Source organism: Rhodoferax sp. EU05-FHT12H12 (assembly GCF_058791215.1).
In genome coordinates this window covers 529,280-554,318 of record NZ_JBYTDI010000001.1, presented here as the reverse complement: position 1 = coordinate 554,318, position 25,039 = coordinate 529,280, and the positions used below count along the sequence as shown (strand labels likewise).

Annotated in this window: 24 protein-coding genes and 1 pseudogene; 21 read left to right on the top strand and 4 right to left on the bottom strand. The window is 66.1% G+C overall.

The window, feature by feature from the left end; translation table 11 throughout:
- The first annotated feature begins 102 nt into the window (after positions 1-102).
- The 19 genes and pseudogenes from AC3WS7_RS02550 to AC3WS7_RS02460 all read left to right on the top strand — a co-directional run bounded on the left by AC3WS7_RS02550 (position 103) and on the right by AC3WS7_RS02460 (position 20,054).
- Entirely contained in the window at positions 103-948 is an 846-nt protein-coding gene (locus AC3WS7_RS02550) for an ABC transporter substrate-binding protein (RefSeq protein ID WP_492655273.1), read from the top strand.
- Positions 945-2,024 (top strand): FecCD family ABC transporter permease, encoded by a 1,080-nt coding sequence (locus AC3WS7_RS02545; RefSeq protein WP_296464283.1) that lies wholly within the window; start codon positions 945-947, stop codon positions 2,022-2,024. Before AC3WS7_RS02550 ends, AC3WS7_RS02545 begins: the two co-directional genes overlap by 4 nt.
- Positions 2,021-2,809, top strand: a pseudogene (locus AC3WS7_RS02540) (ABC transporter ATP-binding protein); the annotation flags it as partial. The gene AC3WS7_RS02545 and the pseudogene AC3WS7_RS02540, both read left to right, overlap by 4 nt.
- Positions 2,810-2,833: 24 nt before the next feature.
- Positions 2,834-3,403 carry a cob(I)yrinic acid a,c-diamide adenosyltransferase gene (gene cobO, locus AC3WS7_RS02535; protein WP_492655555.1) on the top strand — a complete coding sequence of 190 codons (570 nt, stop codon included), beginning with the start codon at positions 2,834-2,836 and terminating at the stop codon, positions 3,401-3,403.
- A gap of 4 nt (positions 3,404-3,407) precedes the next feature.
- On the top strand, positions 3,408-4,238 hold the full coding sequence (locus AC3WS7_RS02530; protein ID WP_492655272.1) for an ABC transporter substrate-binding protein: 831 nt from the start codon (positions 3,408-3,410) through the stop codon (positions 4,236-4,238).
- 23 nt (positions 4,239-4,261) lie between these two features.
- Positions 4,262-5,323 (top strand): cobalamin biosynthesis protein CobW, encoded by a 1,062-nt coding sequence (gene cobW, locus AC3WS7_RS02525; protein ID WP_492655271.1) that lies wholly within the window; start codon positions 4,262-4,264, stop codon positions 5,321-5,323.
- Between the two features lie 24 nt (positions 5,324-5,347).
- A complete protein-coding gene (gene cobN / locus AC3WS7_RS02520) occupies positions 5,348-9,166 on the top strand; it encodes a cobaltochelatase subunit CobN (RefSeq protein WP_492655270.1) in 3,819 nt (1,272 codons plus the stop codon).
- Positions 9,163-10,242 (top strand): magnesium chelatase ATPase subunit I, encoded by a 1,080-nt coding sequence (locus AC3WS7_RS02515; RefSeq protein ID WP_492655269.1) that lies wholly within the window; start codon positions 9,163-9,165, stop codon positions 10,240-10,242. Before cobN ends, AC3WS7_RS02515 begins: the two co-directional genes overlap by 4 nt.
- A 164-nt stretch (positions 10,243-10,406) precedes the next feature.
- Positions 10,407-10,907 carry a vWA domain-containing protein gene (locus AC3WS7_RS02510; protein WP_492655268.1) on the top strand — a complete coding sequence of 167 codons (501 nt, stop codon included), beginning with the start codon at positions 10,407-10,409 and terminating at the stop codon, positions 10,905-10,907.
- Between the two features lie 100 nt (positions 10,908-11,007).
- Positions 11,008-11,199, top strand: a complete 192-nt coding sequence (locus AC3WS7_RS02505; protein ID WP_296464265.1) for a CbtB domain-containing protein — start codon at positions 11,008-11,010, stop codon at positions 11,197-11,199.
- Positions 11,200-11,227: 28 nt separating this feature from the next.
- A complete protein-coding gene (locus AC3WS7_RS02500; RefSeq protein ID WP_492655267.1) occupies positions 11,228-12,055 on the top strand; it encodes a CbtA family protein in 828 nt (275 codons plus the stop codon).
- A gap of 70 nt (positions 12,056-12,125) precedes the next feature.
- Complete coding sequence (gene bioB, locus AC3WS7_RS02495; protein ID WP_492655266.1) at positions 12,126-13,157, top strand: biotin synthase BioB; 1,032 nt, start codon at positions 12,126-12,128, stop codon at positions 13,155-13,157.
- A gap of 14 nt (positions 13,158-13,171) precedes the next feature.
- Positions 13,172-14,134, top strand: a complete 963-nt coding sequence (gene cbiB, locus AC3WS7_RS02490) for an adenosylcobinamide-phosphate synthase CbiB (protein WP_492655265.1) — start codon at positions 13,172-13,174, stop codon at positions 14,132-14,134.
- Entirely contained in the window at positions 14,131-15,111 is a 981-nt protein-coding gene (locus AC3WS7_RS02485) for an aminotransferase class I/II-fold pyridoxal phosphate-dependent enzyme (RefSeq protein WP_492655264.1), read from the top strand. The genes cbiB and AC3WS7_RS02485 overlap by 4 nt, the downstream gene beginning before the upstream one ends.
- A 2-nt stretch (positions 15,112-15,113) precedes the next feature.
- Positions 15,114-15,911, top strand: a complete 798-nt coding sequence (locus tag AC3WS7_RS02480; protein ID WP_492655263.1) for an alpha/beta hydrolase — start codon at positions 15,114-15,116, stop codon at positions 15,909-15,911.
- A complete protein-coding gene (locus AC3WS7_RS02475; RefSeq protein ID WP_492655262.1) occupies positions 15,908-17,515 on the top strand; it encodes a cobyric acid synthase in 1,608 nt (535 codons plus the stop codon). Before AC3WS7_RS02480 ends, AC3WS7_RS02475 begins: the two co-directional genes overlap by 4 nt.
- Before the next feature lie 19 nt (positions 17,516-17,534).
- Positions 17,535-18,623 (top strand): nicotinate-nucleotide--dimethylbenzimidazole phosphoribosyltransferase, encoded by a 1,089-nt coding sequence (cobT, locus tag AC3WS7_RS02470; RefSeq protein ID WP_296464245.1) that lies wholly within the window; start codon positions 17,535-17,537, stop codon positions 18,621-18,623.
- A 10-nt stretch (positions 18,624-18,633) separates the two neighbouring features.
- The gene (locus tag AC3WS7_RS02465) at positions 18,634-19,503 is read left to right on the top strand and encodes an adenosylcobinamide-GDP ribazoletransferase (RefSeq protein WP_296464242.1); all 870 of its coding nucleotides are present in this window, start codon (positions 18,634-18,636) and stop codon (positions 19,501-19,503) included.
- On the top strand, positions 19,500-20,054 hold the full coding sequence (locus AC3WS7_RS02460; RefSeq protein ID WP_492655261.1) for a histidine phosphatase family protein: 555 nt from the start codon (positions 19,500-19,502) through the stop codon (positions 20,052-20,054). The genes AC3WS7_RS02465 and AC3WS7_RS02460 overlap by 4 nt, the downstream gene beginning before the upstream one ends.
- Positions 20,055-20,114: 60 nt before the next feature.
- Here AC3WS7_RS02460 and AC3WS7_RS02455 read toward each other — a convergent pair whose 3' ends face one another.
- Genes AC3WS7_RS02455 through AC3WS7_RS02445 form a run of 3 tightly spaced genes read right to left on the bottom strand, consistent with a single transcriptional unit; the run spans position 20,115 to position 22,390 of the window.
- Entirely contained in the window at positions 20,115-20,933 is an 819-nt protein-coding gene (locus AC3WS7_RS02455; protein ID WP_296464237.1) for an HDOD domain-containing protein, read from the bottom strand.
- A 9-nt stretch (positions 20,934-20,942) separates the two neighbouring features.
- Entirely contained in the window at positions 20,943-21,587 is a 645-nt protein-coding gene (nth, locus tag AC3WS7_RS02450) for an endonuclease III (protein ID WP_296464233.1), read from the bottom strand.
- On the bottom strand, positions 21,587-22,390 hold the full coding sequence (locus AC3WS7_RS02445) for an HDOD domain-containing protein (protein ID WP_492655260.1): 804 nt from the start codon (positions 22,388-22,390) through the stop codon (positions 21,587-21,589). Before AC3WS7_RS02445 ends, nth begins: the two co-directional genes overlap by 1 nt.
- A gap of 122 nt (positions 22,391-22,512) precedes the next feature.
- Here AC3WS7_RS02445 and AC3WS7_RS02440 point away from each other — a divergent pair, with 122 nt between their 5' ends.
- Positions 22,513-23,700, top strand: coding sequence for an aminotransferase-like domain-containing protein (locus AC3WS7_RS02440; RefSeq protein ID WP_492655259.1), 1,188 nt, complete (start codon positions 22,513-22,515; stop codon positions 23,698-23,700).
- 11 nt (positions 23,701-23,711) lie between these two features.
- Positions 23,712-24,449 (top strand): YoaK family protein, encoded by a 738-nt coding sequence (locus AC3WS7_RS02435; protein WP_296464226.1) that lies wholly within the window; start codon positions 23,712-23,714, stop codon positions 24,447-24,449.
- Here AC3WS7_RS02435 and AC3WS7_RS02430 read toward each other — a convergent pair.
- Positions 24,446-25,036: a response regulator gene (locus AC3WS7_RS02430; RefSeq protein ID WP_492655258.1), complete on the bottom strand. Its 591-nt coding sequence runs from the start codon at positions 25,034-25,036 to the stop codon at positions 24,446-24,448. The two genes, AC3WS7_RS02435 and AC3WS7_RS02430, sit on opposite strands and share 4 nt — an antisense overlap.
- Positions 25,037-25,039: the final 3 nt, after the last annotated feature.

Genomic DNA, 25,039 nt, shown 5'->3' with positions numbered 1-25,039 from the left:
GGCGGGGTGCCAGCGCGTTTTGCTCCGTGTCCCCCGCCCGCGTTGCGGGCTCCTCCTTTACCTACGCAAAACGCACTGGCACCCCGCCTTCTTCTTGCGCTTTTGCTTGCGTTCAGCTTGTTGGAGGCAGCCCAGGCCCTGCAAGTCACCGATGACCGAGGCGTCACCGTCACATTGCCAGCCGCACCCCAGCGCATCGTGAGCCTGCTCCCCTCGCTGACCGAAACCGTATGTGAACTGGGCCAATGCCACCGGCTGGTTGGGGTGGACCGCTATTCCAACTTCCCGGCCAGCGTGCAAAAGCTGCCGCAGGTGGGGGGCGGGCTGGACCCGAATATCGAGATGATCGTCGCCCTCAAGCCCGATGTGGTGCTGATGGCCACCTCGTCGCGCGCCGCGGATCGGCTGCAGGCCCTGGGCATCAAGGTCATTGCGCTGGAACCCAAACGCCATGCCGATGTGCAGCGCGTGATGCTCAAACTCGGCCAGTTGCTGGAAGTCCAGGATGCCGCCCGCATCTGGCGCGCGATTGACGCCGCTGTATCGGCCGCGGCCCAGTCGCTGCCGGCCAGCGTGCGCAACACCAAGGTGTACTTTGAGGTCAACCAGGGGCCGTATGCGGCGGGTGAGTCCTCCTTCATTGGCGAAACGCTCGCGCGCCTGGGCGCCAAGAACATCGTCCCGGCCAACCTCGGCCCGTTCCCCAAGCTCAACCCCGAATACATAGTCCGTGCCAACCCCGACCTCATCATGATTGGCCAGCGCAGCGCCGATGGCCTGATGGCGCGGCCGGGCTGGCAGAGTATCCGCGCGCTGCGTGAACAGCGCGTCTGCATCTTTCCCGCGGATCAGTCCGACATGCTGGTGCGCCCCGGCCCGCGCATGGCGGAAGGCGCACGCCTGATGGCCCAGTGTTTGATCGCGAAAGCCCCGGGAGCCAAACCATGATGCCCACGCGCGTCTTCTGGCTGGTTTGGGCCGGTGTGCTGGGGGCATTGGTGCTTGTGGCACTGGGCGTCTGCGTGGGCAGTGCCGGGCTGGAGAACCTGATAGGCCCGCTGCTCAACCCTGCGCAAGACCCGCAGCAAACCGCGATGGCGCAGCAAATCGTCTGGCAGATCCGCCTGCCACGCACGCTGGGCGCCTGGGCCGCTGGGGCCCTGCTGGGCTTGGCCGGTGCGGTGGCGCAGGGTCTGTTTCGCAATCCGCTGGCCGATCCGTATTTGCTGGGCAGCGCCTCCGGCGCCTCGCTGGGTGTCGCGCTGGCCTTGGCCGCGCTCGGTGGCGGTGCCGGCATGTTGGGCGGCAGCATGATGAGCGGGGGCGTCGCGGTCAGTGTGTTTTCCAGTAGCCTGTGGGTGCGCCTGGGCCTGACCGGCGCGGCGTTTCTGGGTGCGGTGTTGGCCGTGATGCTCACGCTGGTGCTGTCGCGCGGCGTGGGCCACACGCTGCGCCTGCTGCTGGCCGGTGTGGTGGTGGGCGTGGTGCTGGGCGCCATGACACACCTGGTGCTGCTGTTTTCGCCCGAATCGCTGCAGGCCATGCAGGCCTTCATGCTGGGCTCCACCGCCTTTGTCGGCTGGACGTCGTGCGTTCTCATGGCCAGCGTTTGGGGCGTGTGTGTGTTGGCGGCGTGGCTGCTGGCGCGTGTGCTCGATGGCCTGAGCCTGGGCGACGCCACGGCCATCAGCCTGGGCTTGCCGGTGGCGCCCATGCGTGCGGCGCTGGTGGGGGTGTTGGCGCTGGCCACGGGTACGGCGGTGGCGCAGACGGGTTTGATCGCGTTTGTCGGCCTGGCCGCGCCGCACCTGGTGCGATCAGTGGTGAAGACCACGCATGCGCACCTGATGCTGCTGTCCAGCCTGATGGGCGGCGTGCTCTTGATGGCGGCGGATATGCTGGCACGCGGGCTGATTGCGCCGCAGGAGCTGCCTGTGGGCATGCTCACCGCCGTGCTGGGCGGTGGTTATTTGTTGTGGCTGATGCACCGCAGCAGCAACCTGGGCGGAGGGCGTGCGGCATGACGGGCGCTACCAAAACCATAGCTATCTGCGCACAGTCCATCGGGGTCAGCCTCGGAAATGGCTTGCAAAAACAGCCCATCCTGCACGGCATCGACCTGGACATCACGGCTGGAAAGTGGACCAGCATCGTCGGTCCCAATGGCGCGGGCAAGTCCACCTTGCTCAAATGCCTGGCCGGCGTATTGCCGCACAGCGGCAGCGTGAGTTTGCTGGGCCAGCCGCTGTTGAGCCTGCCGCATCGCCAGCGCGCGCAGCAACTGGCCTGGCTGGGCCAGAACGAAACCTCGGCCGACGATTTGACGGTGTGGGACGTGGCCATGCTGGGCCGCCTGCCGCACCAGGCCTGGCTGGCACCACCCAACGCGGCCGACCATGCCGCCGTCGAAAGCGCGTTGCGCGCCACCCGTGCCTGGGATTGGCGCGAACGCGCACTGGGCCAACTCTCGGGCGGCGAGCGCCAGCGTGTGTTGCTGGCGCGTGCGCTGGCGGTGCAGGCACAAGTGCTGCTGATGGATGAACCCCTGGCCAACCTGGACCCGCCACACCAGGCCGACTGGCTGGATGTGGTGCGCGCACTGGTGGCCCAGGGCAAGACCGTGGTCAGCGTGCTGCACGAGATCACCATGGCGCTGCAGGCCGATACGATGGTTGTTATGGCCGCCGGTCGCGTCACCCACCAGGGCGCATGTTCCGACCTGGCCACGCACCGCGCCATGGAAGATGTATTCGACGGACGTATTGCCGTCCACCCCGTACAGGGGCAGTGGATTGCGCTGCCCAAAGTCACCCAACCCGCCAAAAGGGCTCCCATGCAAATTGAAACTCCACCGGTCGACTACGAACGTGTCGTCCCCACGGCCGAGCGCCGCGGCCTGATCCTGATCAACACCGGCCACGGCAAAGGCAAGAGCACAGCCGCCTTTGGCCTGGCCCTGCGCGCGCATGGCCGTGGCAAGGCCGTCAAGGTCTACCAGTTCATGAAGGTGCCGACCGCGCGCTTTGGCGAGCACCGCCTGTTTGAGCAACTGGGTATTCCCATCGAAGGCCTGGGCGACGGTTTCAGCTGGAAGAGCAAGGACCTGGACCAATCGGCCCAACTGGCGCTGGACGGCTGGGCCAAGGCCGAGGCGACGATTCGCGCGGGCGAACACTTCATGGTGGTGCTGGACGAGATCATGTACCCGCTGCGCTACGGCTGGATTCCGCTGGAAACCATCCTCACCTGCCTGCGCGAGCGCCCGCCGCATGTGCATGTGGTGCTGACCGGCCGCAACGCGCCGGGCGAGCTGGTGGACCTGGCGGACACGGTGACCGAGATGACGCTGGTCAAACACCATTTCAAAGCCGGCGTGCCCGCACAACGTGGCATTGAGGATTGAAGCTTTGCGTGCATTTTTTGTTCTTGTTGCAGTGGCGCTCGGTTTGATATCCAGCGTAGCCATGGCGCAGGCACAACCTGTGTCGCGCATCGTCACGCTCGCCCCCTCGCTGACCGAGGCCGTGTGTGCGCTGGGCCACTGCGCGCAGCTGGTGGGCACCGATCGGCACTCCACCTGGCCTGCATCGGTGGTGGCGCTGCCCAAGGTGGGGGGGCTGGAAGACGCGCAGATCGAGCGCATCGTGACGCTGCGGCCCAACCTGGTGTTGCTGGGGCCACGCAGCCGCGCGGGTGAACGCCTGCAGGCGCTGGGCGTGCCGGTGTTGATGCTGGACGCACGCACCCACGCCGATTTGAAACGCATGCTGGTCAAGCTGGGGGAAGCGCTGGGCGAACCGGCCCGCGCCGCCGACCTCATTGCGCGCCTGGATGGCGAACTGGACGCTGCGGCCGGTCGCATGCCAGCCGCCTTGCGCGGGCGCAGCGTGTATGTGGAAGTGGGGGCAGGGGCCTCCGCCGCCAGTGACAAAAGTTTTATTGGCGAAACCGTGGCCAAGCTGGGCCTGGTCAATGTGGTGAGCGGCGAGCTGGGCCTGTTCCCCAAGATCAACCCCGAGCTGCTGCTGCGCCGCCCACCCGACCTGATCATCGGCCCGCGCGCCACGCTGACCAATCTGTCAGACCGCCCCGGCTGGAGCACGCTGCCCGCAGTGCGCCAGCGGCAGCTGTGCCTGCTGGACACCGAACGTATGGACCTGCTGTCACGCCCCGGCCCACGCCTGGGCGAGGCGGCGCACATGCTGGTGGAGTGCCTCAAGGCGCTGCCGCCCCGTTAACTTTTTTCTTCAAGGACTTCCTGATGCAAACCCGAAAAATCCCCGCCACCATCGTCACCGGCTTTCTGGGCAGCGGCAAGACCACGCTCCTGCGCCACCTGCTGGCCAATGCGCAGGGCCGCCGCATCGCGGTCATCGTCAACGAGTTTGGCGAACTCGGTATCGACGGCGAGCTGTTGCGCGGCTGCGGCATTGGTTGCGACGAAAACGGCGAAGAAAACGGCCAGTTGTACGAGATGGCCAACGGCTGCCTGTGCTGCACCGTGCAGGAAGAGTTTGCCCCGGTGATGGAAAAGCTGGCCGCCCGCCGCGACCAGATCGACCACCTGATCATCGAAACCTCGGGCCTGGCCTTGCCCAAGCCACTGGTGCAGGCCTTCCAGTGGCCCGCGCTGCGCAACACCTTTACCGTGGACGCGGTGGTGACCGTGGTGGACGCGCCTGCGGTGGCTGCCGGCGACTTTGCCGACGACCCGGTGGCCGTGGACGCCCAGCGCCGTGCCGATGACAACCTGGACCACGACTCGCCGCTGCACGAACTGTTTGAAGACCAATTGGCCACGGCCGACCTGGTGATCGTGCACAAGACCGATGGTGTGACGCCCGCGCAGCTGGTGGAGGTGGAAGCCGCCATCCGCACCGAAACCCTGCCCGGTGTGAAGCTGGTGCACGCGCAGCATGGCCGCATCGACATTGGTGTGCTGCTCGGCTTGGAGCGCGCGGTGGAAGACCAGATTGATGGACGCAAGACCCACCACGACGAGGAAGAAGACCACGACCACGATGCGTTTGATTCGGTGCAGGTCTTGCTGGACGTCACCAGCCGCGAAGGCCTGCTGGCCGCGCTGCAAGGTGTGGTGGCACGCCACGAGATTTACCGCGCCAAGGGCTTTGTGGCTCTGCCTGGTGCGGCCATGCGCCTGGTGGTGCAGGGCGTGGGCACCCGTTTTGACAGCTACTTTGACCGCCCCTGGCGTGCCGATGAAGTGCGCCAATCGCGCCTGGTGCTGATTGGTTCCGAACTCAATGCCGCAGTGTTGCAAGCCGAGTTGGGCGAAGCGCTGGCGGCACCCGTCGCAGCTTAAAACACGTACAGAAAGAAAGACTCCATGCATTTGCTCTCCACCCGCCCTGGTGGCCACGTGGAAGACGGTGGCCAGGGTGTCGTGCGCGTGGAACAGACGCGGGGCGACATTGTGGTGCTCAGCGCGGCCGACACCACACTGTCTTTGCTGGCCGATGCGGCACAGCAGTTGCCCGAGGGCTTCCCCACGGTGCGCCTGGCCAACCTCATGTGGCTGCGCCAGCCCGCCTCGGCCGACATGTACGTGGACGATGTGCTGCAGCATGCACGCGTGGTGGTGATCGACCACCTGGGTGCGGCCAGCGACTGGGCCTATGTGGTGGAGCGTGTGCGCGAGCTGGCACGCGAACGGGGCCAATGGCTGGCCCTGTTCTCGGGGGATGCGAGTGAAGACCTGCAACTGCTGTTGCGCAGCACCGCCCCGCACGAGGATTGCCGCCAGCTCTGGCGTTGCCTGCGTGAAGGTGGCCGTGACAATGCGCGCGGTTTTTTCGACTTGATCGGCCATTCCGCCTTTGGCCTGGGGGCTCGGCCCACACCGCCGACGGTGTTGCCTGCGGCCATGGTGTACGAATCGCTGGGTGCCCAAGCATGGCAAGACGGCGCCCCCGTGGCGTTGCTGGTGTTCTACCGCGCCCATGTGCAGGCCGGCAACACGGCGGTGTTTGACGCCATGCGGGCCGCGCTGCACGGCCAGGGCCTGAACACCGTGGCCGTGGCGGTGGACTCGCTGAAGAACCCCACCAGCCTGGCACTGCTGCAATCGCTGGCCGCACAGCACGGCGTGGGTGTGGTGCTCAATGCCACCAGCTTTGCGATCACCGCGCTGGACGGTGATGACGTCGACAGCGTGGACGGTGCACAGATTGCGCCATTGGCGGGCGACGCACCGGTGTTACAACTCATCACTGCCGGCTGCGCACAAGAGCAGTGGGCGGCCGACCCGCATGGCCTGGCACCGCGCGACCTGGCCATGCAGGTGGTGCTGCCCGAGGTGGATGGCCGCATCGGCACGCGCGCCATCAGCTTCAAGGGCCTGGCCTGGCGCTGCGAGCGCACCGAGGTGGACGTGGTGCGTTACCAGCCCGAGCCCGAGCGCATGGCCTTTGTGGCCGAGCTGGCACGCCGCTGGTGTGTGCTGCGCGACAAACCGAATGCCGACAAACGTGTGGCGCTGATATTGGCCAATTACCCGAATGACGACGCGCGCCTGGCCAATGGTGTGGGCCTGGATACACCGGCCTCCACCGTGGCGCTGCTGCACGCCATGCAGGACGCAGGCTACGCCACCGGTGCTTTGCCAGAAGGTAGCGACGCGCTGATGGCCGCCTTGGTGGCGGGCGTGACGAACAACCTGGACGCCAACGACATGCGGCCAGCCAGCCAGAGCCTGGCCATGGCCGACTACCTGGCGGACTTCAACCGCCTGGACGCCGCCAACCGCGATGCGGTGAATACGCTGTGGGGTCAGCCGGAACAAGACCCCATGGTGCGCAGCGGCCGCTTCATGGTGTCCGGCCATCGCTACGGCAACGTATTTGTCGGCAACCAGCCCGCGCGCGGGCGTGATCTGGATCTGGTGGCCACCTACCACGATGCCGATCTGGTACCCACGCACAACTACCTGGCGTTTTACTTCTGGCTGCGCCGCCAGTTTGCGGTGGATGCGGTGGTGCATGTAGGCAAGCACGGCAACCTGGAATGGTTGCCCGGCAAAAGCGTGGCGCTGGGTGCCAACTGCTGGCCCGATGCCATCCTGGGCCCTTTGCCGCATCTGTACCCGTTTATCGTCAACGACCCCGGCGAGGGCAGCCAGGCCAAGCGCCGCACCCAGGCCGTGATCATCGACCACCTGATGCCGGCCCTGACGCGCGCCGAGACCTATGGCCCGCTGCAGAAGCTGGAGCGGCAGATGGACGAGTACTACGAGGCTTTGTCGCTGGACCCGCGCCGCGCCCAGCGCCTGCGCGGCGACATTCTGGACCGCGTGTTGACCGAGAACCTGCACACCGACCTGGGCTTTGCCAAACCCGCCGACGATGCGGGCCGCGAGGCCTTGCTGCAGCGGCTGGACGCCTACCTGTGCGAGATCAAGGAATCACAAATTCGCGACGGCCTGCACATCCTGGGCAGCTCGCCGCAAGGCCGCCAGCAGATCGACACGCTGGTGGCGCTGGCGCGTTTTCCCGGTGGCACGGCGGCCGGGCAGCGCAGCCTCCTGGTGGCCTTGGCGAAGGATTTGCAGCTCGACGGTGTTGAGGGCTTTAGCGCGCTGAGCCCGGAATGGGCTGCGCCCTGGAGTGGCCCGCATCCGGCAGTGCTGCAAGCACAAAGTGATGATGCGTGGCGCCATGCGGGTCATACGCGGGAGCGGCTGGAGCTGCTCGCACGGCAATTGGTCACGGACCATGTGGTGGGCGATGACGCACTCGATGCCGTGGCTTGGCCCCATACCGCACCGGTGCTGCAGCGCATGCAGGCCGTGCTGCGCCCGCGCCTGGACGCCTGCGGCCCGCAAGAAATTTTGCAGTGCCTGCGTGGCCTCTCAGGCAAATTTGTCCCCGCAGGCCCCAGCGGCGCGCCATCGCGTGGCCGCCCTGACGTGTTACCCACAGGACGCAACTTCTATTCGGTGGACACGCGCGCCGTGCCCACACAAACCGCCTATGCCATGGGTGCCGCTGCGGCCGAGCGCGTGATCGAGCGCCACTTGCAGGACCATGGCTGCATGCCGGGCCAGGTGGGGCTGTCGGTCTGGGGCACCAGCACCATGCGCACCGGTGGCGAAGACATTGCCCAGGCGTTTGCGCTCTTGGGCGTGCGGCCCAAGTGGGCCGATGGCAGCAGCCGGGTGGTGGATATTGAGGTGTTGCCCATGGGCCTGAAGGGCAGGCCACGCGTGGATGTGACGCTGCGCGTATCCGGCTTCTTCCGTGATGCTTTCCCCAATGTGATTGACTTGTTTGACACCGCCGTGCGTACCGTGGCTGCGATCAGTGAAGAGGATGAGCCCGACGAGGTCAACCCCATCCGCGCTCGCGTGCGGCGCGAGGCGGCGGATGCACAGGCCAAGGGCTTGAGCACCGAGGCGGCTGAGCGCGAAGCGACCTGGCGCGTGTTTGGCCCGCGCCCCGGCGGCTATGGCGCTGGGCTGCAGGAGCTGATGGCCAGCGGCCGCTGGAACGATGGTGCGGATTTGGCTCAGGCCTATCTGCGCGCCGGTGCCTTTGCCTACGGCCAGGGCGAACACGGCGTGGCCGCGCGTGGCAGCTTTGAGCAGCGCATCGCCGGGCTGGACGCGGTGCTGCACAACCAGGACAACCGCGAGCACGATGTGCTCGACTCGGACGACTACTACCAGTTTCAGGGTGGCATGGCGGTGGCTGTGGAAGCCCTGACCGGCGAGGCCGCCGCGCTGTACCACGGCGACTTCAGCGTGCCTGGCGCGCCACGCATCCGCACGCTGGGCGAAGAGGTGGCGCGCGTGGTGCGCTCCCGCGCGGTCAACCCCAAGTGGCTGGAAGGTGTGCGCCGCCACGGCTACAAGGGCGCGTTTGAGATGGCCGCCACGGTGGACTATTTGTTTGCGTTTGACGCCACCACCGGTGTGGTGGGTGACCACCAGTACGCGCTGGTGGCCGACGCCTATTTGCACGACGACACCAACCGCGCGTTTTTGCAGCAGCACAACCCCGGCGCGCTGCGCAGCATTGGTGAACGCCTGCTGGAGGCCATGCAGCGCGGCCTGTGGGAAGCGCCGGGCGACCAGCGCGAACGTATTGAAGACCATTTGCTGGCGCTGGAGCGCCGCGTGGAAGAACACGGAGAAGGACCCCTGCCATGAGCACGACCATGAACACTTCTGCACCCACCATTCCCCTGGAAGCCGCCACGCGTGCGGCGTTTCCCTTCACCGCACTGGTGGGCCAGCCCACCTTGCAGCGCGCGCTGCAGCTTGCCGCCATCGACCCCGGCATTGGCGGTGTGCTCATCAGCGGCCCGCGTGGCACGGCCAAGTCCACCGCAGCGCGTGCACTGGCCGCGCTCTTGCCCGGCGCACCGTTTGTCACGCTGCCGCTGGCTGCCAGCCTGGAGCAATTGGTGGGCACGCTGAATGTGGAAGACGTACTGCGCGACGGCCAAGTGCGCCTGGCGCCTGGCCTGGTGGCGCGTGCGCATGGCGGTGTGCTCTATGTGGACGAAGTGAACCTGTTGCCTGACGCGTTGGTGGACGCGCTGCTGGACGTGGCGGCCAGTGGTGTGAACACGGTGGAACGCGATGGCATTTCGCAGCAACACGCCGCACGTTTTGTGCTGGTGGGCACCATGAACCCGGAGGAGGGCGCGCTGCGCCCGCAGCTGCTGGACCGCTTTGGCCTGTCGGTGGCACTGGCCAACCCGGTGGACGCTGCGCAGCGCAGCGCCATCCTGCGGGCACGCCTGGGCTTTGATGAAAACCCCGCGGCGCTGGGTGCGCAGCATGCAGAAGAACAACGTGCCTTGAGCGCTGCCCTGGTGGCGGCCCGCGTCGCATTGCCGCGCCTGGCCTGGTCGGATGACGTGTTGAATCACGCCGCAGCCTGTGCCATTGCCGCCGGTGTGGATGGCATGCGCGCCGACCTGGTGATGCTGCGCGCCGCCCGTGCGCTGGCCGCGCTGGAAGGTCGCACGGAGGTGACGGTGGCCGATGTGGACGCTGTGGCCGAACTGGCACTGGCCCACCGCCGACCCGAAGGCAGTGCGGCGCAGCCACCGAGCAAAGCCAGCGCACCGCAGCAACCCCAACCAAGCCCCCAGCGCCTGCAAGACCAACCGCCTGAAGCATCCACCCCCCAAGGCGACTGGGGCGCCATGCCAGCCCAGCCTGAAGGCACCACCAAGGTCCAAAAAATAGCCGGGTGGCCGCCAAAAAAAGCCTAGGCCACCCCAGCCGCCACCCGCGAAACGGGCCTGGCAGCTGGCGGTGGCCTCCACCCTCTACCGCATCCGCAACGACTGCGCCCGGTGCACGACAGCGCAGCAACGCCATTGCCTGGCTGCCTACTGTCGTTGCCAAGGGGCCTGCACAGCTCACGCGCGAACACTTGCGTCGTCAGCCGGTGGCCTTGCGCACCGGCCGCCTGCATTGCATCGTGCTCGACACCTCAGGCTCCATGCGCCAGCGCGGCCGCCTTGCGTGGGCCAAGGGCCATGCGGCCTTCATGATCGAGCAGGCGGCGCGCCAGGGCGACGATGTGGCGCTGCTGCGTTTTGGCGGGCAGGGCGTAGAGTTGTTGTTGCCACCGGGCCGTGCGCGCGCCTCCGGCAGCCAGCGCCTGCGCCCCGTGGGTGGCGGCGGTGGCACGCCACTGGCCGAAGCATTGGTGCAGGCCGACCGCTTGCTGCAGCGCACGCTGCGCATCAGTGGCCCCACCGAATGTTGGCTCTGGCTGCTGACCGATGGCCGCACGCTGGAGCAGCCGCAGGCGCCGCTGACGCCGCAACACGTGGTGATCGTCGACTTTGACGACCCGAAGAAAGGTCTGGGCCGCTGTGCCGCCTGGGCCACACGCTGGGGGGCGGAGCACCGGTGGGCACAGGCCTGAACCCTCTGCACCGGAACCTGCCCATGCCCTATGCCGCCGCCATTGTTTAATGTCACCAGATTTGCTTTTTTATTTAACCCGTAACCCCAAGGAGAACGCTATGACTGAATCGACAACGCTGACCCACACCCCCTCTGCCACCCAGAACCCCGGCCTGGCCGTGCTGCGCCCGCTGCTGGCCGCCGCCGCCCTGGGCTTGGTGGTCCTGTACGGCGTGGCCTTTGCCGAGAGCCCGCTGGCGCACAACGCAGCGCATGACGTGCGCCACGTGACCGTCAAACCGTGCCACTGAGCCACGCGCACTTCACAGGGAGATCGCCATGATTTTTCAACGATTGATCTTTGCCGCAGTGGCCGTCGCGCTACTGGTGGGCAGTGTGCAGTCGGGCGTGCAGCAGTTGCAGGCCGTACCCATCATCCTGGCTGCCGAAGTGTTTGAGAGCCAGAAGGTGGAGGCGCCCGAACCGGTCGCCACACCCGCCATGGCCGCAGCGCACACGCATGCCGATGCGACTGCCCATTCCCATGGGGATGCGGCAGAAGAATGGGCACCCGCCGATGGCGTGGAGCGCGCGCTCTGGACCTGGGTGGCCAACGTGCTGCACGCGTTCAGCATGGCCTTGCTGGTGTTTGCAGTCATGGGCCTGAGCCTGTACCGCGGCAGCCGTCTGCACTCCCTGGCGCTGGCCGCCTGGGTGGCTGCAGCCGGTTGGTTGACCTTCCATTTCTGGCCGTCGCTGGGCTTGCCCGCCGAAATTCCCGGCATGGACGCTGCCCGATTGGGCTCGCGCCAGGGCTGGTGGGTGTTGGCGGCCGGCAGTGCGGCGCTGGCCTGCGTGTCAGTGGCCATGCTGCGCAGCCATTTGCGCTGGGTGGCCGCGGCGGCCTGGCTGGCCTTGCCCTATGTCGTGGGTGCTCCCCACATCATGGCCGACCCCTTGGCCGGTTTCAGCGGGGAGGCCCAGGCCACCCTGCGCCAACTGGGCACGCAGTTCGTCTGGGCCACCACCTGGGTGTCGCTGTCGTTCTGGCTGAGCATGGCAGTGGCGGGGGGGTTGGCGTTCCAACGCTGGGTGCGCCCGGCTGTGATGGCCATGCTGCCGCGTGCAGAAGCGCACGCCACGGACCCGGTGCAAGCACCCCAATGAGTGACAGGGGCTGCACGTCGGTGCAGTGCCCTGTGCAAGAGACACGTACATCACAACAAGGAAGTCCCGTATGGACGCGACATTAGCAACGCCCCAACCCCTGCATTTCCACGCCCCCCACAAAACGCCTGCGCAGCGCCCTGACGCGGGCCAGCGCGTGTGGACGGTGGCCGAAGTGCAGGCCCTGCTGGAGCTGCCCTTCAATGACCTGATGTTCCAGGCGCAAACCGTGCACCGCCAGCACTTCGACCCCAATATGGTCGAGCTGGCCACGCTTTTGTCCGTTAAAACCGGCGGCTGCCCCGAGGACTGTGGCTACTGCCCGCAAAGCGTGCACTTTGACACCGGCGTGGAAGCCGGCAAGCTGATGGGCGTGGACGCGGTGCGCGAGGCTGCCGAGCGCGCCAAGGCCGCGGGCGCCACGCGTTTTTGCATGGGCGCCGCCTGGCGCGCACCCAAAGACCGCGACGTGGAGGCCGTGGCCGAGCTGGTCAAGGCCGTCAAGGCCACCGGGCTGGAAGCCTGTGCCACGCTGGGCATGCTCAACGACGGCCACGCCGAAACCCTGCGCGACGCCGGGCTGGACTACTACAACCACAACCTCGACAGCGCGCCCGACTTCTATGGCGACATCATCACCACGCGCGACTACCAGGACCGCCTGGACACGCTGGCCCGCGTACGCAACGCGGGTGTCAGCGTCTGCTGCGGCGGCATTGTGGGCCTGGGCGAATCGCGCCTGCAGCGTGCCGGCCTGATTGCCGAGCTGGCCAATTTGTCGCCGTACCCGGAGTCGGTGCCCATCAACCATCTGGTGAAGGTGGAGGGCACACCGCTGGCCGACCAGCCCGACCTGGACCCGCTGGAGTTTGTGCGCACCATTGCCGTGGCACGCATCACCATGCCGCTGGCGCGTGTGCGCCTGTCGGCCGGGCGCCAAAGCATGGGCGACGCGGTGCAGGCCCTGTGTTTTGTGGCCGGTGCCAATTCCATCTTCTACGGTGACAAGCTGCTCACCACCGGCAACCCCGATGTGGACGCCGACGGCGCGCTGCTGCAGCGCCTGGGCCTGCGCACCGGCAAGCCTGTGCCCACGCCCTGACGCACGGATCCACCATGATGACGCTGGCCTTGGCATTGCTCGTTGCACTGGCGGTAGACCGCTACGTCGGCGAGCCGCGCCTGCGCCTGCACCCCGTGGTGTGGATGGGGAACTACCTGGGCGCCGTGGGGGCCTGGGTGCAGCGCCATGCCGTGCAGCAGCCCGAGCGCCGCGATTGGAAGGCTTTTTGGCTCGCAGCCCTTGTGTGGATTGCGGGAGCAGCTATGGTTTCAGGAGCGGCCTGGGCGCTGCAGGCAGCCTTGCTGATGCTGCCCTGGTGGGCCGCCGGCCTGGGCCTGGGCCTGGCGCTCAAGCCCTTGCTGGCCTGGGCCATGCTGCATAGCGAGGTGCAAGCGGTGGAAGCGGCGCTGGGCCAGTCGCTGGCGGCGGGCCGCGAGCGCCTGCGCTGGCTGGTGAGCCGCGAGGTGGCGCAGTTGACCGACACCCAGGTGCGCGAAAGCGCCATCGAGACGCTGGCCGAAAACCTCAACGATTCGGTGGTGGCGCCCATTTTCTGGTTTGTTCTGCTGGGCCTGCCCGGTGCGGCGCTGTACCGCTTTGCCAACACGGCCGACGCCATGTGGGGCTACCCCGGCGTCTACAAAGGCCAGAACTGGGCCTGGGCCGGCAAATGGGCGGCACGGGTGGACGATGTCCTGAGCTGGCTGCCCGCGCGCATCACGGCGCTGCTGCTGTTGCTGGTGACCGGTGTGCGCGGTGCCGGTTTGGCGCGGCAGCTGCCCGCCCAGGCGCGCCAGACGCCATCGCCCAACAGTGGCTGGCCCATGGCCGCCATGGCGCTCAACCTGGACGTGGCACTGCGCAAGCCCGGTGTGTATGTGCTCAACCCGCAGGGCCGTGCCGCCGTGGCCACAGATACGGCGGGAGCCCTGGTTTATGCATCAAAAGCACTGCTAGCCCTTGTGGTGATTGCGCAAGCAGCTATGGTTTTGATAGTGTGGGGGGCGGGGCGATGAGCCAGGCTCCCCGTATCCATGGCGGGCCCGACGCGCTGGGTGCGCCGCGTTACGACTTTTCCACCAACAGCAATGCCTGTGGCCCCTGCCCGCAAGCGCTGGCCGCCGTGCAGGCGGCCGATACCACGCGCTACCCCGACGCCAGCTACACCGCGTTGCGCGCTGCGCTGGCGGACTTTTATGCGGTCGCACCCTGGCGCATCGTGTTGGCGGGCAGTGCCAGCGAGTTCATTTTTCGCATCAGCGCCTGGGCGCGGCAGCAGGGCGCCCGCACGGTGAGCCTGCCCACCCACGCCTACGGCGACTACGCCCATGCCGCGCAGGCTTGGGGCCTGCAGGTGGCGGCGGATGGTGACCTTGCCGACCTGGCATGGGCCTGTGAGCCGTCCAGCCCGCTGGGGCAGGCGCATAGCCCCATGCTCACCCGCGTGCGCGGCACTGTGGTGCTGGACAGTGCCTACGCGCCGCTGCGCCTCTCGGGCCAGCCCACGCTGGGCGACAGCCAGTGCCAGCAGCTCTGGCAGCTGTTTTCGCCAAACAAGGCGCTGGGCCTGACCGGCGTGCGCGCCGCCTTTGCCATTGCGCCCTTGGGCGCAGAGGCCGCGGTGCAGCAGATGGAAGCCCTGGCCCCCTCGTGGGTGCTGGGCGCGCATGGCGTTGCCATGTTGACGGCTTGGACGCAGCCTGACACCCAAGCTTGGCTGCAGGCCAGCCTGGTGACGCTGGCCGCATGGAAGCAGCGTCAGACCACGCTGCTGCACGCCGCAGGCTGGACCCTGCAGACCAGCGACACGCCGTTTTTCTGTGCCCGCCCACCTGCAGGGGTGGACGCTGCCGCCCTGTGCGCCACGCTGCGTGCGCAAGGCATCAAGCTGCGCGATGCCACCTCATTTGGCCTCGCTGGCTGGGTGCGGTTGGGGGTGTTGCCGCCTGCCGCTGTGGCCGCCTTGGTGCAACAACTTTTACACGGAGATTGAGCATGCGAATTGCTTGTGGCCTGGGTCGTTGGGGAGCCCCTTGGGGTTGGGCACTGGCGCTGCTCCTGGTGGCGCCTGCCGCCTGGGCGCAGGCCAAGCCATGCGCGATGGTGCTGATGCATGGCAAGTGGGGGCATCCGAACGGCCTGGCAGCCTTTGGCCGCACCCAGGAGGTGGCGTGTGACACCAAGAGCCTGGAGATGCCCTGGTCGCGTCGGCGCAACTACGACCAGCCCTACCCGGTGGCGATTGCCGAAATCGCGGCGCAGGTCAAAGCGCTGCGGGAACAAGGCTACAGCCGTGTCCTGCTGGCGGGCCACAGCTTTGGCGCCAACGCCGCGCTGGCCTACATGGCCACCGAGGGCGATGCCGATGGTGTGATTGCCCTGGCACCGGGGCATTCCCCCGCGTTCACCTATGCCCGTGGCATCGGCAAGGCTGCTGTCGACCAGGCGCGGCAGTGGGTGCAAGACGGCAAGGGCGGTGATTCACTGGAAATGGAAGACTTCAACCAGGGCAAAGCCCGGCCAGTGCGTATGCGCGCCGATGTGGTCTTGAGCTACTTTGACCCCGAAGGCTTGGGGCACATGCCGTTGAGCGCCTCTCGTTTCAAGAAGGCGGTTCCCTTTTTGTGGGTGATTGGCACCAGCGACCCCTTGTATGCCTCGGGGCCCACCTATGCCTATGACAAGGCGCCAGCGCATCCTGCCAGCCAATACCTGGTGGTCGAGGCCGACCACATGGGCACCCCCGATGTGGCCGCCGCGCAGGTGTTGGCGTGGGTGAAGGGCCTGCCATGACCGCCAAGTGCATCATGGTGCTGGGCACCACCAGTGGCGCCGGCAAAAGCTGGCTCACCACCGCGCTGTGCCGCTATTACGCGCGCCAGGGGCTCAAGGTCGCGCCCTTCAAGGCGCAGAACATGAGCAATAACGCAAGGGTGGTTGCCTCTGAAAACGGGCAGGGAGAAATTGGCTCTGCCCAGTATTTCCAGGCCCTGGCCGCTAACGCCGTGCCCGATGTGCGCATGAACCCTTTGTTGCTCAAACCCGAGCGCGACACGCACAGCCAGGTGGTGCTGATGGGGCAGGTGAGTGCGGAGCTGAGCGCCATGCCTTGGCGCGGCCGCAGTCTCAAGGTCTGGCCGCAGATTGCGCAAGCCTTGGACGACTTGCGGGCCGAGAACGATGTGGTGGTGATCGAGGGTGCGGGCTCACCGGCCGAGATCAACCTGGCCGCCAGCGATGTGGTGAACATGCGCGTGGCCCGGCACGGCGACGCGGCCTGTTTGCTGGTGACCGACATTGACCGCGGCGGCGCGTTTGCGCACCTCTATGGAACTTGGGCGCTACTGCCCGAAGACCAGCGGTCACTCATTAAAGGCTTTGTGCTCAATAAGTTCCGGGGTGACGCGGCGCTCTTGGCGCCCGCGCCGCAGATGCTGCAAGACCTGACCGGCATTCCCACTGTGGCCACCTTGCCGATGTGGTGGCAGCACGGCTTGCCCGAGGAAGACGGCGTGTTTGACGACCGGAGCGTGGCCAAGGGGGCGGTGAACCTGACGGTGGCGGTGGTGGCCTATCCGCGCATCAGCAATCTGGACGAGTTCCAGCCGCTCAAGAACATTCCGGGGCTGCGCTTGCAGTGGGTGCGTAGTCCGTCTGAATTGGCGGGCCTCACGCCTGCGGACTGGGTCATCCTGCCGGGCTCCAAGCACACCAGTGGTGACCTGGCTTGGCTGCGCGCGCAAGGGCTAGATGCGGCGATTGCGCGCCATGCGGAGCAGGGTGGGGCGGTGCTGGGGGTGTGTGGCGGGCTGCAAATGTTGGGTGAGGCGCTGATTGATCCGCATGGGATTGATGGCAATGCACCGGGGCTCGGTTTGTTGCCGCTGGTGACGGTGTTTGCGGAGGACAAGACGGTGCGGCACACCAGCACTCAGTTTGCTGCTGAGTTTCATTCGCCAGCGCAGGGAGGCGAAGCCGGGGGGCTCATACTGCCAAACGCGCAGAAATCGCCCCCCGACTTCGCCTCCCCGCGCTCGGAATCTAGCGTGGGTGCGGACTTCGCCTCTGCCTTCGCTTCGCCTTGGGCTGCGTTGGCAGGCGTGTCTGTTGCAGGTTACGAGATTCACCACGGCCAGACTGCCCAGCACGCCGCCATGGCGGCTGCTGGCGACGTGGCCCATGCGGTGCTGCCTGACGGGCTGGGCTGGTGCAACGCGCGCGGCAATGTGCTGGGCCTGTACCTGCACGGCCTGTTTGAAGACGCCGCCGTGTTGCAAGCGCTGTTTGGCGCGCAACTGGGTGGCACCGTGCCCACGCTGGAGACCGTGTTTGACGGGCTGGCGGACTACATCGCAGCGCACTTTTCTGAAGGTGTGCTGCAGGATTTGTTGAACTGATTTTTTGAAAGCGATTGCCATGACAAACTTTTTGCCCACCCTTGCCGATATCTCCGACGCCACGCTGACCGGCGCGCTGCAGCACACGCTCAACAACAAGACCAAGCCCCTGGGCTCGCTGGGGCGTCTGGAGGATGTGGCGCTGACGATCGGCCAAATCCTGGGCAACACGGCCCCCGTGCTGGACCAGCCGCAGATGGTGGTGTTTGCGGGTGACCATGGCCTCACGGCACGTGGTATCTCGGCCTTTCCGAGTGATGTGACCTGGCAGATGGTGGAGAACTTTCTGGCCGGTGGCGCGGCGGTGAGTGTGCTGGCCAAGCAGAACGGCATTGCACTGACCGTGGTGGACTGCGGCGTGAAGCGCGACTTTCTGGCGGGCATGCCTGCAGGCAGCACGCGCCCCGGTTTGCAGGTGCGCAAGGCCCAAGGGGCCGAGTTGGGCACGGCCGATTCGTCGGCCCAAGCCGCCATGACGGCCGCGCAGCGCGACGAAGCGCTGCAGCACGGTATCGATTTGGTGAAGGGCCTGCCGGGCAACGCGCTGCTGCTGGGTGAGATGGGTATTGGCAATACCTCGGCCGCGTCGCTGCTGCTGTCGCGTTTGGCGGGGCTGGACATTGCTGTGTGCACCGGTGCTGGCACGGGCCTGGATGCGCCTGCGGTGCAGCGCAAGACCGAGGTGCTGCGCGAAGTGCTGGCGCTGCATGCCAAGGCCACGGCACCGTTGGATGCACTGGCTGCCTTTGGTGGCTTTGAGATTGCCACCATGGTGGGCGCGGTGCTGCAAGCCGCGCAGGAGCGCCGCGTGATAGTGGTGGACGGCTTCATTGCCACCAGTGCGGTGGTGGTGGCGCATGCGCTGCAGCCGCTGGTGCTGCAGCGCTGTGTGTTTGCGCACCGCTCGGGCGAACGCGGCCACGAGTTCATGCTGCAGCACCTGGGCGTGCAGGCTCTGCTGGATCTGGGCCTGCGCCTGGGCGAGGGTTCGGGTGCCGCGCTGGCCTGGCCCCTGCTGCAGTCGGCCTGCACCATCCTGCGGGACATGGCGAGTTTCGCGTCTGCCGGGGTGTCTGAAAAATCGGCCGATCCGGTCGCCGCGCACTGAGCCGCGCACGGTGTCGCAGTTCCTTCGCCACTACCTGCTGTCGCTGCAGTTCTTCACGCGGGTGCCGGTGACCGGCCGGCTGGCGGACTGGGTGGGCTTTAGCCCGGCGATGTTGCGCGCCAGTGCCGCACATTTGCCGGGCGTGGGCTGGCTGGTGGGGGGCGTGGTGGCGCTGGCTAGCTGGTTGCTGCTGGCGCTGCTGCCCGCCAGCCCGTTTGCCCCACTGGTGGCCGCGGTGTTGGGCACGGTACTCAGTGTGCTGATCACCGGTGCCTTCCACGAAGACGGTCTGGCCGATGTGGCCGATGGCTTGGGGGGCACGCAGAACCGCGAGCGGGCGCTGGAGATCATGAAGGACTCGCGCGTGGGGGCTTTTGGTGCCATTGCCGTGGTGCTGGCGCTGCTGGCCAAGGTGGGCCTGCTGGCGCTGCTGGGTTCGCTGCATGGGGCAGTGCTGTGTGTAGCGCTGTTCACGGGCCATGTGGTCTCACGCTTCTGGCCGCTGCTCACCATCCGCCTGCTGCCGCATGTGGGTGATGTGGCGGGCTCCAAGTCCAAGCCGCTGGCGGACCAGATCAGCCTGGGCAGCCTGTGGGTGGCTGTTTTATGGTCGTTTAGTGCTCTAGCCCTCGTGCTTATTGCGCAAGCAGCTACTATTTTGATAGCGTTTGGCTGGACGGTGCCGACACTGCTGGTATGGCTCGCTGCCGGTACATGCGCCAGCGGTCTGGCTTGGTTGGGCATGCTGCGCTGGTTTGCACGGCGCTTGCAGGGTTTTACCGGGGACTGCCTGGGGGCCACGCAGCAGGTCTGCGAGTTGGCGTTTTACCTGGGGCTGGCGCTGGCCTGGAGCGCGGTGTCGCGCGGCACGCTGGCATGACGCTGTGGGTGGTGCGCCATGCGCAGCCGCGGGTCCCCCCCGGCATTTGCTACGGCGCGCTGGATGTGCCCGCGGAGCCTGAGGCAACCCAAACCGCGGCCCGGGCATTGGCCCAGGTGCTGCCGCAAAGGGCGCAAGTTCATGTCTCGGTGCTACAAAGATGTGAGCTGCTCGCGCAGTGTTTACGGGGGCTGCGGCCCGATTTGACCTTTAAATCCGAACCGCGGCTGGTGGAGATGCACTTTGGCATGTTCGAGGGCGTCGCCTGGGCCGATATCGGCAAGGAGGCGATGGATGCCTGGACGGAAAACTTCTGGGCCCACCGCTTTGGCGGGCAGGAATCGGTGGCGGAGTTCATGGGCCGGGTGGCCGAGGTCTGGGACGCTTGCCAGCCCGCGCGGGCGGCAGGGCAGGTGCAGGTCTGGATCACCCATGCCGGCGTGGCCCGGGCGGTCACCTTGCTGGCGCAAGGCTTGCGCAGCGTGCCCCATGCCGAGCAGTGGCCTCGGGAGGCGCCAGCCTTTGGCCAATGGATGCAGGTGCTGCCCTGAGCCTCGGGGTGCCGTCCACCCCATTCGCCTGCAGCTTGGCCCGCTAGACGCTGGGCGGCCTCAGGCCAGCAGGGTGGACACGTCGCTGAATGTGTCCGGGTCGGGAATGCGTGCGTGCAAGGCGTCTGCATCCAGCTGCAGGGCGTCGCGCGCTGCGGCTGGCAATTGCAGCACGGCCCGCCGCACGGCGTCGTGGTTGCTTGCCTGGTCTGCCAGCCAGCCCGCCAGATGCACCACGGCACACAGCTTGGAAACCTGGGCCGTCTGTGTGTCGGCTGCATGGCCCAGCGCTTGCACCACGTCCTCGGGGAAGTCCCAGCGCTTGGCCACTTCTGCCGTGATCTGGCCCTCGTCAAAGCCAACCAGGCTCCGTTCGCGTTGCCAGCGCTCGCCAGGGACGCAGGGCAGTTTTTCAATCGCCTCCAGCAGTTGGGGCTGGTGCTGCGCAATCATGAGCTCTCCCAGGCGCAACATCATGGCGGTGAGCCAGGCCTGTTGCTCGTCGATGTGCACCTCGTTGGCCAGAAACTTGGCATACCCTGCACACACCATGCTGTAGCGCCAGAACTCCAGCCGGTTGACGCCGTGCGGCAGCGCAAACACCTGCGCCATGCAGATGCCCAGTGCGCGGGCGCGAATTTGCGACATCCCCACCACACTGACCGCGCTGTCCAGCGTGGTGACCGAGCGGGACAGGCCAAACAGCGCGCTATTGGCCATGCGCAGCAGGGTGGCCGTGAGGGCGGGGTCTTTGGCAATCACATCCCGCACCGTCACGACATCGGCGTCTTCGTCGTTGAGGGTACGGATCAGTGCATGCGCCACCTCGGGCATGACCGGCAGCTTGACCGTTTGGATGAAGGTGCTGATGTCGGACATGGTGCGGGTTTACCGAGTGGGGGCAGGTGTCTTGAGTGTATAGCTACAGGTGGGGGCCACACTGCATTGCCAGCACAGGGGCTTGCGCGCCTGGCACACATAGCGGCCATGCAGGATCAGCCAGTGGTGGGCATCCACCAGATACGGCGCCGGAATGCGTTGCAGCAGCTTGCGCTCCACCTCCAGCGGCGTCTTGCCCGGAGCCAGTCCGGTGCGGTTGCCAAGGCGAAACAGGTGTGTATCCACCGCCATGGTGGGTTCGCCAAAGGCCACATTGAGTACCACGTTGGCCGTCTTGCGGCCCACACCCGGCAGGGCTTCCAGCGCCTCGCGCGTGCGGGGTACTTGGCCTGCGTGCTGGTCCACCAGCATCTGGCAGGTTTGCAGCAGGTGCTTGGCCTTGCTGTGGTACAGGCCAATGGTCTTGATGTGTTGCTCCAGACCTTCCAGTCCCAGCGCGAGGATTCTTTGGGGGGTGTTGGCGACTGCAAAGAGCCGCCGGGTGGCCTTGTTCACCCCCACATCGGTGGCCTGGGCCGACAGCAGTACCGCCGCCAGCAACTCGAAGACTGAGCTGTACTCCAGCTCGGTCTGCGGGTGCGGGTTGGCCGCCCGCAGGGTGGCAAAAAATGTTTCGATATGGGCAGGGGTCACTAGGCGGTTACATCCAGGAAGGTGCTGGTATCCGGAAACTTGGCACGCAGCCAATCGGTATCCAGGGTCAATGCGGCAATCACTTCGGTGGGCAGGCTGTCCACAGAGTCGGGGCCGGCATCCTCGGTTTCGGCCAGCAGGCCGGCCAGGTGCACCACCGCACCCAGGCGCGAAAAGGCTTGCTCGGTGATGGGGTCGGCCGAACGCTGCAGGGCCTGCACCATTTGCATGGGGAAGTTCCAGCGACGGGCGAGTTCCGCCGTGATCTGACCCTCGGTGAACCCAATCAGGCGTTTTTCGCGTTGCCAGCGCACACCGGGCAGGTGCGGGAGTTTCTCGATCTCCCGCAGGGTGGCCGGGTCGGCCTGGGCGATGAGCAGTTCGCCCAAGCGCAGCATCATGCCGGTGAGCCACGCCAACTGGCTGTCAATGGCCAAGCGTTGCGCCAGCCATTGCGCATAGCCTGCACAGGCCATGCTGGTGCGCCAGAAATCTCTGCGGTCCAGGTCTGGCAGGTTGGGGAAAGATTCGCTGAGGCAAGCGCCCAGTGCCAGCGTGCGCACTTTGACCATCCCCACCATGGTGATGGCGTCGTCCAGAGTGCCCACCCCACGGGGCAGGCCGAACTGGGCGCTGTTGGCCAGGCGCAGCAGCTTGGCCGAAAGCGCCGGGTCTTTGGCGATCAGGTCCCGCACCTGGGCGACGGAGGCATCGTCATCGTTCAGGGTCTGGATCAACGCATGGGCGACCTCAGACATCGATGGCAATTTGATGCTCGCAAAGAATGACTCTAGGTTGGCCATGGACTCTCCAGAAATGGGGGCGACCCAATCGGTGACAATTTACCCCAATCCCACCGGTTGCCTGTCCAATTGGCCGGACGCCCAGATTTATTTTTTGCCCTTGCAAGTCGAAAGAGAGCCTCATGCAATTTGCCGATCGTCTGAACAATGTAGAAACCTCCGCCATCCGTGAGCTGTTCAAGCTGCTGGGCAAGCCCGGCATCATCAGTTTTGCTGGTGGGTTCCCCGACCCTGCGCTGTTTGATGTGGAAGGCATCCGCGAATCCACGGATGCGGTGTTGAAGAACAACCCCGGCCCGGTATTGCAGTACGGCGCCACCGAGGGCTGGCAGCCGCTGCGTGAAGGCATCAGCACCCATATGGCCAGCAAGGGCGCCACCGTGGCCCCCGATGGTTTGATCGTCACCACCGGCAGCCAGCAGGCGCTGGACCTGATTGGCAAGACCATGATCTCGCCCGGCGACAAGGTCATCATGGAGGCGCCCACCTTCCTGGCCACGATCCAGTGTTTCCGCCTCTACGGCGCGCAAGTGATCGGCGCGCCGATTGATGCCAACGGCGTGGACGTGGACAAGCTCGAAGCACTGATCGAAGAGCACAAACCCAAGCTGGTGTACCTGATCCCGACCTTTGGCAACCCCAGCGGAGCGATGCTGAGCCTGGAGCGGCGCAAGCGCATTCTGGAGATTGCGGTGCGCACCCAAACGCTGGTGGTGGAAGACGACCCCTATGGCGAGCTGTTCTTTGATCAGGCCCCGCCACCGAGCTTGCTGGCTCTGAGCGACAGCGTGCCCGGCAGCCGTGACTGGCTGGCGCACTGCGGCAGCTTCAGCAAGGTGCTGAGCCCCGGCTTGCGTGTGGGCTGGCTGATTGCGCCGCCTGCGCTGTTGAGCCGGGCCACCATGTGCAAGCAGTTCAGCGATGCCCACACCAGCAACCTGACGCAGGCCACCGCCGCCCACTACCTCACGCTCAACCGCCTGCCCACGGCGCTGAAGGCGGTGCGCGCCACCTATGCCGAGCGTGCCCGTGTGATGGCCGGATGCCTGCAGCGCGAGCTGGGCGATGCCATTGCCTTTGACCAACCCCAGGGCGGCATGTTCTTCTGGGCGCGCCTGACCGGCGCCCACGGCAAGGAGCAGAACGCCAGTGAATTTGCCAAACGTGCGATCGAGAAGCTGGTGGCCTTTGTGCCAGGGGCACCGTTTTATGCAAACGACCCGGACCCCAGCACCCTGCGCCTGAGCTTTGCCACGGCCGACGTGGCCAAGATCGAAGAGGGTATTGGCCGTCTGGGCCAAGCCCTGTAACGGGCCTGCATGTGAGCTGGACCGATCTGGAGCGTTCCTCCCAGGCCAATATCGGCCTGGGGTCTGCATTGGCCTTTGTGGCGGGGGCCACCAATGCAGGCGGCTTTCTGGCGGTGGGAACCTACACCTCCCACATGACGGGCGTTGTCTCCGCCGTGGCCGACTACCTGGTACTGGGGCAGTGGTCCGTGGTGTTGATCGGTGTGTGTTCGCTGGCGGCTTTTCTGGCGGGAGCCATGACCACGGCCTGGATGGTGAACTGGAGCCTGCAGCGCAAACTGCGCAGCGCCTTTGGCCGCCCCTTGCTGCTGGAGGCCATTCTTTTGCTGTGTTTCGGTGTGTTTGGTTCGGCCGCCGAGGCGAAATTCTGGTTCTTTGAACCGCTCACCATCGTGCTGCTGTGTTACCTGATGGGTTTGCAAAATGCGGTGGTGACCAAAATCTCCAAGGCCGAAATTCGCACCACCCACCTCACCGGCTTGGTAACGGACCTGGGTATCGAGTTGGGAAAGCTGGTGTACATCAACGGCCATACCAACACCCCGGTGCGCGCCAACCGCGAACGCCTGCGGTTGCAGCTGCGCATGGTGGCCTGCTTTTTCGGCGGTGCGCTGGTGGGCGCGATGGGGTTCAAATGGGTGGGCTACAGCACCACGGTACCGCTGGCGCTGATCCTGATGGCCCTGGTCTGGCGCCCATTGTGGGCGGACTACCAAGCCTGGCGCGCGCGCCAGGGGCAGGTCACCTAAAGCTTGGTGATTTTGGTGGCGGGCACCATGCCCGGCGTGCCTAGCAGGTGCACCACCAGTTCGCCTTGGCGGAAAATCACATCTTTGACCGTTTCGTAGCGTCCCTGGTACAGCACGGCATCCCCCGCCTTGAACTTGGGCAGTGGCGGCACAACAGGCCGGGCCTGGGCGGGCCTCAGGTTGCTGGCCATCCAGGGGTGCCGTTGCGCCATCTGCTCCATGGCTTCGGCCATGGCTGCCTTGATGTCCGCCGCGGTAAACGGTTTGGACAATTGAAACAGGGCCCCTGCGCGCTGGGCCTGTTCGGCCAGGGTCGGGCTCATGTAGGCACTCATCAGCCCGAATTGGCACTGCGGGTTGAACTTTTGCAGCGACTGGTGCAGGGAAATGCCGTTGATGGCGTCTTTGGAGTAACAGTCCGTCAGCAACACGTGGGGTTGGTGTTCAGCGGCCACTTCCAGTGCCGCATGTGGCGTACTGGTGGTTTTGATCCAGGACGGTTCAAAGCCGTATCCTTCAAGCAACTGGCGTAGAAAGGTCTGGATTGCGGGGCTGCTATCTGCCACCAAGAAATGGATCGCGGGCATGGA